Source organism: Acidovorax sp. HMWF018 (genome assembly GCF_003061035.1).
Taxonomy (GTDB): Bacteria; Pseudomonadota; Gammaproteobacteria; order Burkholderiales; family Burkholderiaceae_C; genus Acidovorax; species Acidovorax delafieldii.
Genome location: NZ_QAIM01000281.1, coordinates 1 through 11,775, shown reverse-complemented (window position 1 = coordinate 11,775; position 11,775 = coordinate 1). Strand labels below are relative to the sequence as shown.

At 63.4% G+C, this 11,775-nt stretch carries 12 protein-coding genes; 3 read left to right on the top strand and 9 right to left on the bottom strand.

All coding sequences use genetic code 11. The features are described 5' to 3' along the window. The first annotated feature begins 163 nt into the window (after positions 1–163). The 3 genes from flgA to DBR23_RS10585 all read left to right on the top strand — a co-directional run bounded on the left by flgA (position 164) and on the right by DBR23_RS10585 (position 1,694). Positions 164–865 (top strand): flagellar basal body P-ring formation chaperone FlgA, encoded by a 702-nt coding sequence (gene flgA / locus DBR23_RS10595; protein ID WP_108498215.1) that lies wholly within the window; start codon positions 164–166, stop codon positions 863–865. 94 nt (positions 866–959) lie between these two features. Beyond that, complete coding sequence (gene flgM, locus DBR23_RS10590) at positions 960–1,280, top strand: flagellar biosynthesis anti-sigma factor FlgM (protein WP_056065669.1); 321 nt, start codon at positions 960–962, stop codon at positions 1,278–1,280. 42 nt (positions 1,281–1,322) lie between these two features. Beyond that, positions 1,323–1,694, top strand: coding sequence for a hypothetical protein (locus tag DBR23_RS10585; protein ID WP_108498214.1), 372 nt, complete (start codon positions 1,323–1,325; stop codon positions 1,692–1,694). Between the two features lie 115 nt (positions 1,695–1,809). Here DBR23_RS10585 and DBR23_RS10580 read toward each other — a convergent pair whose 3' ends face one another. The 9 genes from DBR23_RS10580 to motA all read right to left on the bottom strand — a co-directional run bounded on the left by DBR23_RS10580 (position 1,810) and on the right by motA (position 11,352). Then, a complete protein-coding gene (locus tag DBR23_RS10580) occupies positions 1,810–2,526 on the bottom strand; it encodes an RNA polymerase sigma factor FliA (protein WP_056065675.1) in 717 nt (238 codons plus the stop codon). 166 nt (positions 2,527–2,692) lie between these two features. After that, a complete protein-coding gene (locus DBR23_RS10575) occupies positions 2,693–3,490 on the bottom strand; it encodes a hypothetical protein (RefSeq protein WP_108498213.1) in 798 nt (265 codons plus the stop codon). Then, positions 3,483–4,979, bottom strand: coding sequence for a flagellar biosynthesis protein FlhF (gene flhF / locus DBR23_RS10570; protein WP_056065681.1), 1,497 nt, complete (start codon positions 4,977–4,979; stop codon positions 3,483–3,485). The genes DBR23_RS10575 and flhF overlap by 8 nt, the downstream gene beginning before the upstream one ends. After that, positions 4,976–7,057: a flagellar biosynthesis protein FlhA gene (gene flhA, locus DBR23_RS10565; RefSeq protein WP_056065684.1), complete on the bottom strand. Its 2,082-nt coding sequence runs from the start codon at positions 7,055–7,057 to the stop codon at positions 4,976–4,978. The genes flhF and flhA overlap by 4 nt, the downstream gene beginning before the upstream one ends. Then, a complete protein-coding gene (locus DBR23_RS10560) occupies positions 7,054–8,208 on the bottom strand; it encodes a flagellar biosynthesis protein FlhB (RefSeq protein ID WP_056065689.1) in 1,155 nt (384 codons plus the stop codon). The genes flhA and DBR23_RS10560 overlap by 4 nt, the downstream gene beginning before the upstream one ends. A gap of 222 nt (positions 8,209–8,430) precedes the next feature. Continuing rightward, positions 8,431–9,048: a protein phosphatase CheZ gene (locus DBR23_RS10555; protein WP_056065691.1), complete on the bottom strand. Its 618-nt coding sequence runs from the start codon at positions 9,046–9,048 to the stop codon at positions 8,431–8,433. 4 nt (positions 9,049–9,052) lie between these two features. After that, the gene (cheY, locus tag DBR23_RS10550) at positions 9,053–9,439 is read right to left on the bottom strand and encodes a chemotaxis response regulator CheY (protein WP_010466076.1); all 387 of its coding nucleotides are present in this window, start codon (positions 9,437–9,439) and stop codon (positions 9,053–9,055) included. Positions 9,440–9,511: 72 nt separating this feature from the next. Next, entirely contained in the window at positions 9,512–10,444 is a 933-nt protein-coding gene (gene motB / locus DBR23_RS10545) for a flagellar motor protein MotB (protein WP_056065694.1), read from the bottom strand. 47 nt (positions 10,445–10,491) lie between these two features. Then, a complete protein-coding gene (gene motA / locus DBR23_RS10540; protein ID WP_056065696.1) occupies positions 10,492–11,352 on the bottom strand; it encodes a flagellar motor stator protein MotA in 861 nt (286 codons plus the stop codon). Positions 11,353–11,775 lie beyond the last annotated feature (423 nt).

The window sequence follows — 11,775 nt, the reverse complement described above, 5'->3', positions numbered from 1 at the left end:
CGTAGCACCCCGTGCGCGGGCAGCCTGGCCAGCCGATGCCCAGGAGGCCCCTATGACCGCCCACTTCCTTTTCTCTGCCGCCAACACCGACGCCGCGCTGTGCGGCGTCACCCGGCAGTCGCTGGCTGTGCGTGCCGGCGCCTTGGTGCGTACGTTCTGCCTGATGGGTGTATTGGCTGTGGCTGCGCTGGGCCCCCATGGTGTTGCGCTCGCCCAGTCGGCGGCAGACCCCGTGGCGGACCTGGGGCCGCTTACCCAGCGCTGGCTGGACGATGCGTTGGCCCGCAACCCGTCCTCCGCGCTGCCACTGCGTATGGAAGTGAGTGTTGGCTCACTGGACTCGCGCCTTCGGCTGGCGCCCTGTGCGCGCGTTGAACCCTATCTGCCCGTAGGTGCCCGCCTGTGGGGCCGGACCCGTCTGGGGCTGCGCTGTGTGGAGGGCGCCACCGCATGGAACGTGTTTTTGCCCGTCACCATCAAGGCGTTTGGCCCGGCCTGGGTGTTGACCAACAATGTGGCGCCCGGTGCCGTGTTGACGGCCAATGACGCCACAGAGGCCGAAGTGGACTGGGCGGCCGATTCCTCTCCCGTCATGGCCAATCCCGACCTGTGGGTAGGGCAGACCGCGGCCCGCCAACTGGTGGCGGGGCAGGCGGTGCGCCAGGCCATGGTGCGTGCCCCCCTGCTGTTCAAGGCCGGTGCGCAGGTGAAAGTGGTGGCCCAGGGGCCGGGCTATGCGGTCAGCTCTGCGGGCCAGGCGTTGACCGCAGGCTCTGTCGGGCAGACTGTGCGCGTGCGCATGGAGAATGGCCGCATCGTAAGTGGAACTGTGAATGATTCTGGGACAGTGGATGTCACTCTGTGATGACGCCCCGGTAATAAATGGCTAAAGTCCGGGCCAAATGGGTCGAAAACATTGCTACTGATGCCCCACATCCAACGGGGTGGTGGAGAGAGCGATGAAGATAGGTCAAACACCGGAACTGCCGGGCGGGTTGCCGCCGACGGGGCTTGCCAAGCAAGCCAAGGCCCCAGCCAGCGCTGCTGAAGGAGCCACCAAGGACGCACTGATGGCGTCATCCGCCGGTGTGCCTGTCACTGTGTCCACCGCGGCCCGGGCGCTCAGCCCTGCCACCCGCAGCACGGCAGATTTTGACGCAGGCAAGGTCAAGGCAGTGCGCGCTGCCATCGAAAAGGGCGAATTCTCGGTCGACGCCGAAGCCATTGCCGACAAGCTGTTGTCCAACGCCCAGGAGATCCTGTCCCGCTCGCGGGGTTGACCGGCGTTTTGCTCCCGGGCGCAATCCATCGCACAATGCGCCATGTCTCTGGAAGAATCTCTCTCGGCTGTTGAGCAGCTGATCGAACAAGTCTCTGCCGCACTTCTCGCGGCCGACCCCACCTCCCTGGAAAAAAACAGCACGGCCTTGCGTGATGCAGCGGCCGATTTCTCGCGTGCGCTGGAGCAGGCGGCCGCGCGGGGGTTGCCCTTGCCAGCGTCGCTGCAAAAGCGCGCGGATGCGATCCGCAGCATGCTGATACTGCACCGTGAAAGCCTGGCCCGGCTTGCTGCCAGCACGGACCGCCAAGCCGCCGGCCTGTTGCCCCCCAATGCGGCGGCTACCTATGGCGATGGCCTGGGGGCGCGCGGAGCCGCGCCGGGTGTGGCGCGCATCTACCGCTCTGCAGGCTGAGCGGCATCCATTGTTCTGAAGGGGTTGTGGGCCCGGTCGCGAAATGCGGCGGCCCGTAACCCTATGGCCCTGCGCAACGACCTGCGCGGCGCCTGGTGTTCGCCGGTGGGGGCGCTCAGTGCGCGCGCATCTTGGCCCGCAGCCGGGCAATGGACTGGCTGTGCAGCTGGCACACGCGCGACTCGGTAACGCCCAGCACGGCAGCAATTTCCTTGAGGTTCATGTCATGTTCGTAGTACATGCCCATGATGTGCTGCTCGCGCTCCGGCAGGGTTTTGATGGCGTTGACCAGTGACGTCTTGAGTCGTTGATCACGCAGCAGCTCCACCGGGTCAGCCGCACTGTCGGCAACGTGGCGGTCCAGAAACCCATCCTCGTCGTCGTTGCCATGCGTCATGTCTTCGAGGTACACCAGCTGGGTGCCCCGGACCTTGCCCAGAAGGTTCTGGTAGTCCGCCAGGCTCATGCCCATTTCGCTGGCTATTTCGGACTCCAGCGGGCTGCGTCCCAGCTTTTGCTCCAGCCGGTGCACGGCATGCTCGATGTCTTTCTGGCTCTTGCGCGAGCTGCGGCTCATCCAGTCGCCCTCGCGCAGCTCGTCGAGCATGGCGCCCCGGATGCGTTGGGTGGCAAAGGTTTCAAACTGCACGCCCTGTGCCACTTCGTAGCGCGACAGGGCTTCGGCCAGCCCCATCATGCCGACCTGGATCAAGTCATCCAGTTCGACATTGGGAGGCAGCTTGGCGATCATATGGTGCGCAATCCTCCGGACCAGCGGTACATGCTGGCGGATCATGGCATCGCGATCAAGCTGGCCTTTGGCGGTGTACATAGAGAGAGTGTTATGCACTGGTAGGGCGGGTATGCGATCTTGTTCTGGAGCCGCTTGGGGGTGCCATCACCCGATCTTTTTCCGCCGCCCGGGGCCAGCAACTTGCCAGACCGTGGGGAGCGTTTCGGGTCAACGTGCGTACATAGAGGTGCATCACAGGCTCTGGTCAGTGGCTCCGGACAAAATGCGCAGGCATGCCTGTCAAGTTGCTGGGTGTCAGCGCAGCCAGCGCTCCGTTCATAGTGCCCGCATTTTCCAGCAGTTGCAAGGCCAGGCGCTGAAGCTCCTGGGGGTTCTGTGTGGCAATGGTGGTGGTTCGTATCGGGCCGCCCAGATGGCGCTCGGCACATGCCTGCAAGGTCATCAGCTGGGACTGGGCCTTGCGGCGTTCGGCGGCGGTGTTGCCGTGCAGCAAAGCGGCTACCATGCAGGGCAAGCCAGTGTGTAGCGCAATCTGCTTGAGGCTCTTGTAGCTGGTCATCACGCCCGCTGCGCCACTGCCCATGACCACCAGCGGCACCGTAGCCGTGTGGGTGAGCAGGGGCCCCAGGGTGGAGGCTGGTGCGTGAATCACCATGAGGCCGTAAGTCCTGAAGCAGGGCAGCAAGCTCTCCATGGGCGAGCGTATGCTGCCGCTGGCCTTGCGGCTCAGGTGCTGCAGCCCCTTGGCCGCTGGAATCACGGCGAGGGAGGATGCGGTGGCGCCCAGGTTCAGGCTGGCGCCGTCATTCCACGTTGCATGTTGCAGCAGGTGCAGCAGCCCGGGGCTGTCGTCGGACTCCTGCGCCGTGCCGTCGAGTACCACCACCGGATAGCCCAGCCGCTGCAGGCTGGCGCAGATCTGCCATAGCGTTTCCAGGCCGCTCGCCGTGTTGCCCTGGCTGGCGACTGCCAGCAGCCGCAGCTCTGCCTGCGGGGTGAGGCTGTGCAGGCTGGCCGCCTGGTGAAAACCCAGATCAAGCATCGACCAGCCCCCCCTCCGTCACGGTGTCAGGAGAGTGCGAGAAGAAGAAGTTCAGGTCCGTGGCCTTGGGGTCGAAAGCCGACTTCGCCGGCGACCGCATGGAGGCGCTGATGAGCTGGTGGGCGTTGGCACGCTCCCAGTCCTCGGGCACGCGCTGGCCGTTGGTCACGCCGCGCAGCACCATCTGGTGGCGGATCAGCGCGTCGATGGCAGGACCCAGCTTCACGGCCTCGTCCACCTTGGACAGGATGGCCTGTTGCGAGCCGTCGGTTTTGAAGGCGGTCAGCACGTCATCCAGCGTGTCGCCATGGCAGCCGGCGTTGAGTACCAGCAGGCGGTTCACATGGGGCAGGTCCAGCACATCCAGCATGTCGCGCTTGCGGGGGTCCCTGGGGGCCACGCCGGTGGTGTCGATCAACACCATTTTCTTGCCGCTGAGCAGGCCCAGCAGGTCTTGCAGCGCGGCACGGTCGTGCGCCAGGTGGGCCACGATGCCCAGCATGCGTCCGTATGTGCGCAGTTGTTCGTGCGCGCCCACACGGTAGGTGTCCAGTGTGATCAGCCCCACACTGCCGGGGCCGTGGATGCGGGCGCACATGGCAGCCAGCTTGGCGGTGGTGGTGGTCTTGCCAACACCCGTAGAGCCCACCATGGCGAAGATGCCGCCTTGTTCGTAAAGTGGGGGATCGGTCTGGTCGGTCTTAAGGTTGCGTTCCAGCACCTCCATCAGCCAGCGCACCGATTCGCCCGCCGACAGGTCTTCGGGCATGCGTTCGAGCACGGCGCGGGCCAGCGACGGGGAGTATCCGGCACGGATCATCTTCAGCATCAGGTTGGACTGGATCGGGTTCTGGCGCGCCTGCCCCAGCCAGGCCAGCGTGTTGAAGCGGTCTTCGATCAGCTCTTTCATCGCGTGCAGCTCGTTCATCACGCTCTGCTGGTTGTTCGACTGGATCAGGTGGGCGCTGGGGGTTTCCTGCCGGCGGCGCGGTGGCTCGGGCGGGATGTCCATCGGGATCGTGCGCAGCGGGTTGTGGCGCGCCACCGAGGGCGCGGGCATGCGTTCACGTTCTGGTTCCTGGTCGCGGCTGCGTTCAGACAGTGTCTGGGGTTCCGAGGGGCCATTCAGTGCCTCGTGGCGGCGGCGCAGCATGCGTTCGCGCACATAGTCCTGGAACGACAGCGTGCTCATGGCCAGCTGTTCGGTGTCTTCCTCGACCGGGTTGCGGCCCAGGCCCGACGCTGCTGCCGATTGGCTGGCGCGCTGGGGGGTGCTGCGCGCAGTGCTGGGCGCCAGCAGGGGCGGATTGGACGAAGCGGTGGGCGCACCACCATCCAGAGCCGACAGCGTGTCCTCGGCCGTGGCCACCACTTCCACGCCGTTGGCCGTGGGGCGGTTGGACAGGATCAGCGTGCCGTCGCCAAAGGCCATGCGCGCCTTGGCCAGAGCCTCCCGGGAGGTGGGGGCGGTAAAGCGTTTGATGTTCATGCTGATGCACCTTTAAGGATCGGCCCAATACGGATGGTGTGGGTCTCTGGAATTTCACTGTGTGCCAGCACCTGCAGGCGGGGCGCTACGCGGCGCACCAGGCGGGAGATGGCATTGCGGATCTGGTCGGGAACCAGCAGGCAGGCGGGCAGGCCCATCTCTTCCTGCTTGAGGGCCACTTCGGCGGCCTTTTGTGTGAGGATGTCGGCCACGCCGGGGTCGAGCGCGGGGCCTGCCGTATTGCCCAGGGCTTGCACCAGCAGGCGCTCCAGGCCGGGCTCGATGGCAATGACGTTGAGCTCGCGGGTGGGGCCGTAAATCTGCTGGACGATGGCGGGCGAGAGCGCAATGCGCACGCGGCGGGCCAGCTCGACGGGGTCCGAGACGCCACCAGCATGCTCGGCCAGCGTTTCGATGATGGTGCGGATATCGCGGATGTGCACAGACTCTTCCAGCAGCAGCTGGAGGACTTTCTGGAACGTTGCGATGGAGACCATTTTCGGAACCACTTCTTCGATGAGCTTGGGGGCCAGCTTGGCCACGTGTTCCACCAGTTGCTGCGTTTCCGTGCGACTGAGGAGCTTGGCGGCTTGCACTTGCATCAAGTGTGACAAATGGGTGGCCATCACGGTTTCGGAATCAACGACGGTAAAACCGGCCATTTGTGCGGCTTCCTTTTGCCGATCGTCGATCCAGTGTGCTGGCAGGCCAAAGGCAGGGTCGGTGGTGGCCGTGCCGATCAGCGGCGTGGTGATGCCGCCGGGGTTGATGGCCAGGAACATGCCGGGGAAGGCTTCGCCCTCGCCCACCACCACGCCGCGCAGCGTGATGCGGTAGCCGCTGGGCTTGAGTTCGAGGTTGTCACGTACGTGCACGGCAGGGGGCAGGAAGCCGACTTCCTGTGCAAACTTGCGGCGCACGCCCTTGATGCGGGTGAGCAGGTCGCCCTGGCGGCTCTTGTCCACCAGGCTGATGAGTCGGTATCCCAGTTCCAGGCCCAGCAGGTCCACGGGCTGCAAGTCGTCCCAGGTGGCTTCGCCATCGGTGGCGGGTGGCGGTGGGGCTTCGACCACCGGGGGAACCTTCTGGCGCTCATACATCACCCAGGCGCCGTAGCCCAGCAGGCTGCCCATGGTCAGGAACACCACATGTGGCATGCCGGGGATCAAACCCAGCAGGATCAGGATGCCCGCCGTCACACCCAACACGCGGGGCGACATGAACAGCTGCTGAACGATCTGGCGGCCCATGTCGTGGTCCTTGCCCACGCGCGAGATCACCATGGCGGCTGCCACCGAAATCAGCAGGCCGGGAATCTGTGCCACCAGCGCATCGCCAATGGCCAGCAGGATGTAGCTGTCTGCGGCCTGCTTGGCCGACAGGTCGTGTTGCAACACACCAATGGCGAAGCCGCCAATGATGTTGATGAGCAGGATCAGGATGCCCGCCACGGCGTCGCCGCGCACGAACTTGGACGCGCCGTCCATGGAGCCGAAGAAGTTGGCTTCTTCCGCCACTTCGGCGCGGCGACGCTTGGCTTCTTTTTCGTCGATCAGGCCGGCATTCAGGTCGGCATCCACCGCCATCTGCTTGCCGGGCATGGCGTCCAGGGTGAAGCGCGCCGACACTTCGGCAATGCGCTCGGCGCCCTTGGTAATCACCACGAAGTTGATCACCACGAGGATCGCAAAAACGATCAGGCCGACGGCGAAGTTGCCGCCGATCAGGAAGTGGCCGAAGGCCTCGATCACTGCACCCGCTGCGCCAGGGCCCTGGTGGCCTTCGAGCAGCACCACGCGCGTAGAGGCCACGTTCAGCGACAGGCGCATCAGTGTGGTCAGCAGCAGCACCGAAGGGAATGCCGCGAAGTCCAGCGGACGCAGCATGTACGCCGCCACCATCATCACCATCAGCGCGACGGCGATGTTGAGCGTGAAAAATGCATCCAGCAGCCACGGGGGGATGGGAAGCACCATCAGAGCCAGAATCGCCACCACCAGCAGTGGTGCCGACAGGCCCTGCAGGGCGCTGGCATTGGTGCCCGCCCATTGCTGCAAAGACTTTACAGAGGTGTTCATACGGCAGCACCTTGCACCGTGGTGCGGTTCAGCGGATCGAGTTCAGGCGGCACGAAAGGCTCCACCAGGCTGTCGGGCATGCGGCCTTCGCCACGCAGGGCCGCCTTGAGGCGGTACACATAGGCCAGCACCTGGGCAACGGCGGTGTAGAGCGTCGCGGGGATGGCCTGGTCCAGCTCGGCATGGGCATACAGCGCACGGGCCAGCATGGGCGACTGCAGCACGGGCACGTTGTGCTCCTTGGCCACGTCGCGGATCTTCATGGCGATGAGGTCGGTGCCGCGCGAGATGACCTGGGGCGCACTCATGGTCTTCTCGTCGTATTTGAGGGCCACGGCGTAGTGGGTGGGGTTCATCACCACAAAGTCGGCCTTGGGGACGGCGCCTACGCTGGCCCGGTCGGCGATCTCGCGCTGCTTCTGGCGGATGCGGCCCTTGGTGTGGGGGTTGCCGTCAGACTCCTTGTGCTCCTGCTTGACTTCCTCGTGCGACATCTTCAGTCGTTCCTTGAAGAAGAACGCCTGCAAAGGCACATCCACCAAGGCAGCCAGAAACACGACCAGCAGCAACAGGCTCATGCCCGAGGTCAGCCAGTCTGCAATCTGGCGAATGGCCAGCGGCGAGGGTTGCAGCACCAGCATGGCGACCGTTTCGAGGCTGTTGCCCAGGAACTTCCAGGCCACGTAGGTCAGGATGGCGGTCATCAGCACCATCTTGGCCACGTTGGCCATCTGCTGCTTGGAAAACAGGTTGGCCAGTCCGGAGATCGGGTTGAGTCGGTTGAACTGCGGTGTGATGGGCTTGGCACTGAGAATCCAGCCGCCCGCCCCGATGGCGCTGATCAGCCCCGCAGCGCTGGTGAGGGTGGCAAACACCGTGCTGGCCACCAAGCCCACGATGACCATGTCCTGCAGCCGCGAGAGCATGGTGCCTGGCGCCATCACCGTGGCCGCATTGAACGCCAGCTGCTGGCTCATCGCCCACTGCATGCGGTCCATCAGCTGTGGGGCCAGCAGCAGCATGCATGCGGCGCCCGCGCCCAGGATGGCCAGGTGCGACAAGTCGCGCGAGCGTGCCCCTTGGCCGTCTTCGCGCGCTTTTTGCAGCTTGCGTTCTGACGCGGGGAGGCTTTTTTCTTGGCTGGATTCCATGGTGGCATGACGGCTGGTGTCATGCCATTGTCGTGAGCGACCTGGAAATCTAAAGGCTGATAAGGGGGCTGCAGCCCCCTCTTTTCGGTGGTGCCTGGGGTGTGTCTAGTGGCGGGCCCTTGTCTGACCCGCACCGTGGATTGCTGCCATTATTTTCAGAAATGATAGCAATCAAGGCATATTGCACTAGCGCCCTGGGGCTGCTGGACTGAAAACGGAGCGTCAGAAGCCCAAACTGGCCAGCAGGTCGTCCACCTGGGACTGGTCGGTGACCACGTCGGGGGTGTTCTCCGGGTCCACCACCGGGCCCTGAAGATGCGCTGCGCGGGCGGGCTCGGCGGGCACCTGGGCGCTGGGCGGAGCCGTCTGGATTAGCAGTTGCACCAGCTGCTCTTCAATGGTGGCTGCCAGGTTCACCACGCGCGCAATCACCTGGCCGGTGAGGTCGTGAAAATCCTGCGCCATCATGATTTCGGTGAGGTGCGTGTCGGCTTCCTTGGTCACGCGCTCCACGTCGGTCAGAAAGTTGAAGATCTCGCCTTTGGCCACGGCCGCCACCGGGTCCGCCACCAGCGAGTTGACGACCCGGCGCGTTTCCGCCGCAATGTAGTCGTGCTGGGCCTTGGCCTGTTCGACGCGGTTGAGCACCTTCTCTGCCGCTTCTCCCGTCAGGCGGGCGATATAGGAAAGTCGGCTCTGCGCGTCGGGCAGCTCGCCCATGGAGCCGCGCAGCTTGTCGGCATAACCCAGCTCGTTGAGCGAATCGTGAAGCTGACGTGTCAGCAGGCCAATCTTGTGATGAACATCGGCAGGCTGGCTGTTGTCCGGTGTGTCGTCCATGGTGTCATAACCCCATCTTCTTCAGAATCAAGGTCACTTTCTCTTCCAGAGTTGCCTTGGTGAAGGGTTTGACGATGTAACCCGCAGCGCCTCCCTGGGCGGCGGCAACGATGTCTTCCTTGCGGGCTTCGGCGGTCACCATCAGGACGGGCAGGTGTTTGAGCTTGTCGTCCTTCTTGATCTCGGCCAGCAGCTGGAAGCCGTTCATGTTGGGCATGTTGATGTCGGTCACCACAAAGTCAAACTTGCTGTTGCGCAGCTTGTTGAGTGCGGCGACACCATCCTCGGCCTCGTCGGCGTCTGCAAACCCACTCTCCTTGAGCAGGTTGCGAACGATGCGTCGCATGGTGGAGAAGTCGTCAACGATCAAAAAACGAAGGGCTGTGGTCACTTGGGACCCTTTCAGTCGAGATTTACTGTAAGCATTGTCATGGGTGGCAGGTTTGGTGACAAGTCGTAACTGTTACCTGCTTGGGGGGGGATTTTCCCGCTTTTCCGTCAACAGTTCTGTGGACGTGATTTCAGGAATCCCTTTGCCCATGAGCCGTTCTTCGGCCTCCCGGGTCAACACCGTGATGGTGATGCGCCGGTTGGAGGGGGAGCGTGGGTTCTTGGGGTCCAGCAGATCACTGGCGGCCAAGCCCACCACGCGGCCCAGTTTAGCGTCTGGCATGCCAGCAGAGACCAGTTCCCGCCGCGAGGCGTTGGCGCGATCTGCCGATAGCTCCCAGTTGCTGTAACCCTTTTCGCTGTTGCCATAAGGTACGGCGTCGGTGTGGCCTGCGAGGCTGATGCGGTTTTCGACGCCACCGAGGGCTGCGCCAATTTCGCGCAGGATGTCGCGCATGTAGGGTTTTACCAACGCGCTACCGCTGTCGAACATGGGGCGGTTCTGGTCGTCGATGATCTGGATCTGCAACCCGTCGGGCGTGATGTCGATGCGGATCTGCGACTTGTACTCATTCAGGCGCGGGTTCTCGGTGATCAGCGCATCGATCTTGGCCTCCAGGGCCTTGATGCGTTCCTGGTCCTGCTTGGCGCGTTCTGCCCGTGCGGCATCGATGCTCATGCGGCGCTGCTTAGCTTCTTCCACATCGGAGCGGCGCACCTGGCCATGCACCTTGGCCAGATCGTTGCCGCCACCGGGGATGACGCTGGAGCTGTTGCCTGCACCGTCGCCACCGGTCATCGCCACTTTGAGCGGCGAAGCGAAATATGCCGCGATGCCCTGCAGCTCACCTTTGGCCGTGGAGCCCAAAAGCCACATCAGCAAGAAGAACGCCATCATCGCCGTCACAAAGTCGGCATAAGCGATCTTCCAGGCGCCACCATGCACCGCGTGGCCGCCTTTCTTGACGCGCTTGATGATGATGGGCTGGAGCTTCTTTTCTGCCATGGTGGTGGTGGGGCGTTACGGCGCGGCTACTGCATTCGCGGCAGCTGCTACTTCTTGCCCTTCACGTGTCCTTCCAGCTCCGAGAAGCTGGGGCGTACATTGGAGAACAGCACCTTGCGGCCAAACTCAATGGCGGTGGCCGGGTTGTAGCCCTGCATGCTGGCGAGCAGGGTGGACTTGATGCACTGCAGTTCCTTGGCGGCGTCCTCGGTCTTTTGCTCGACGAGTCCACCCAGGGGCTCGACCACGCCGTAGGCCAGCAAAATGCCCAGGAACGTCCCCACCAGCGCCGAGCCGATCATCCCACCCAGTACAGAGGGCGGCTGCCCCACCGAGCCCATGGTGTTCACCACGCCCAGCACGGCGGCCACGATCCCGAAGGCGGGCAGGGCGCCTGCCAACCGGGCCAGCGCAGCCACGGGAGCATGGGCCTCCTGGTGGTGGGTATCGATTTCGCTGTCCATCAGCGCCTCGATCTCGTGGGAATTGAGGTTGCCCGACACCATCATCCGCAGGTAATCGGTGGTGAATTCGATCACATGGTGGTCGCTGCCCACCGTGGGGTATTTCTTGAAGATCTCGGATTCGTGGGGCGCTTCCACATCCTTCTCAATGGCCATCAGCCCCTCTTTGCGGGCCTTCTGCAGGATGTCATAGAGCATCGCCATCAGCTCCATGTAGCGCTCTTTCGTGTATTTGGAACCCTTGAGCGCCATCGGCAGTGCGGCCAAGGTGGCCTTGATCACCTTGGGCTGGTTGTTCACCACAAACGCGCCCAGTGCGCCGCCCAAAATGGTGATGATCTCAAACGGCAGTGCCTTGAGAATCACGCTGATATTGCCTCCGTGCATGATGTACACACCGAAGATGCAGCCGAGGCAGACGACGTAACCGATGATGACAAACATGCTTTAGACGTTTAGGGCGGCGGCAGGGGCACGACTGCGCTGGGGAGGGCTGCAGTCCACGGATTGACCGAAGGTTACTGCAAATGTATCGGATTGCAGAACGCGAAATGCCCCAAGAGGGCGGTCAACAGGCTGCTTCTTGGGCGAATGGACGCTGGCCGCTGCCACCGATGGGACGTTGGTGGTCTTGCGCGCGGGGTTGGGAGTGTTCCGATGGCCCTCGGGTGCCCAGCAAGGGGTCTGGGCGGTGTGCATACCCAGGTTTTTGTCAAAGCGTGGCGATGCGCTGATATTTATTGCCTATGTTGCTATCAATTTGATATTGATCTAAGGCAACGCTGATTAAGGTCCACCATTGAGAGGGGTCAAACGTTATCCGCAGATGAAGCAGCAGACCTTGGCAATGGCCGCAGATCAAGACAA

Coding starts and splice junctions, on each gene's coding strand:
- flgA (WP_108498215.1), top strand. CDS start 164: ATGGGTGTATTGGCTGTGGCTGCGCTGGGCCCCCATGGTGTTGCGCTC.
- flgM (WP_056065669.1), top strand. CDS start 960: ATGAAGATAGGTCAAACACCGGAACTGCCGGGCGGGTTGCCGCCGACG.
- DBR23_RS10585 (WP_108498214.1), top strand. CDS start 1,323: ATGTCTCTGGAAGAATCTCTCTCGGCTGTTGAGCAGCTGATCGAACAA.
- DBR23_RS10580 (WP_056065675.1), bottom strand. CDS start 2,526: ATGTACACCGCCAAAGGCCAGCTTGATCGCGATGCCATGATCCGCCAG.
- DBR23_RS10575 (WP_108498213.1), bottom strand. CDS start 3,490: ATGCTTGATCTGGGTTTTCACCAGGCGGCCAGCCTGCACAGCCTCACC.
- flhF (WP_056065681.1), bottom strand. CDS start 4,979: ATGAACATCAAACGCTTTACCGCCCCCACCTCCCGGGAGGCTCTGGCC.
- flhA (WP_056065684.1), bottom strand. CDS start 7,057: ATGAACACCTCTGTAAAGTCTTTGCAGCAATGGGCGGGCACCAATGCC.
- DBR23_RS10560 (WP_056065689.1), bottom strand. CDS start 8,208: ATGGAATCCAGCCAAGAAAAAAGCCTCCCCGCGTCAGAACGCAAGCTG.
- DBR23_RS10555 (WP_056065691.1), bottom strand. CDS start 9,048: ATGGACGACACACCGGACAACAGCCAGCCTGCCGATGTTCATCACAAG.
- motB (WP_056065694.1), bottom strand. CDS start 10,444: ATGGCAGAAAAGAAGCTCCAGCCCATCATCATCAAGCGCGTCAAGAAA.
- motA (WP_056065696.1), bottom strand. CDS start 11,352: ATGTTTGTCATCATCGGTTACGTCGTCTGCCTCGGCTGCATCTTCGGT.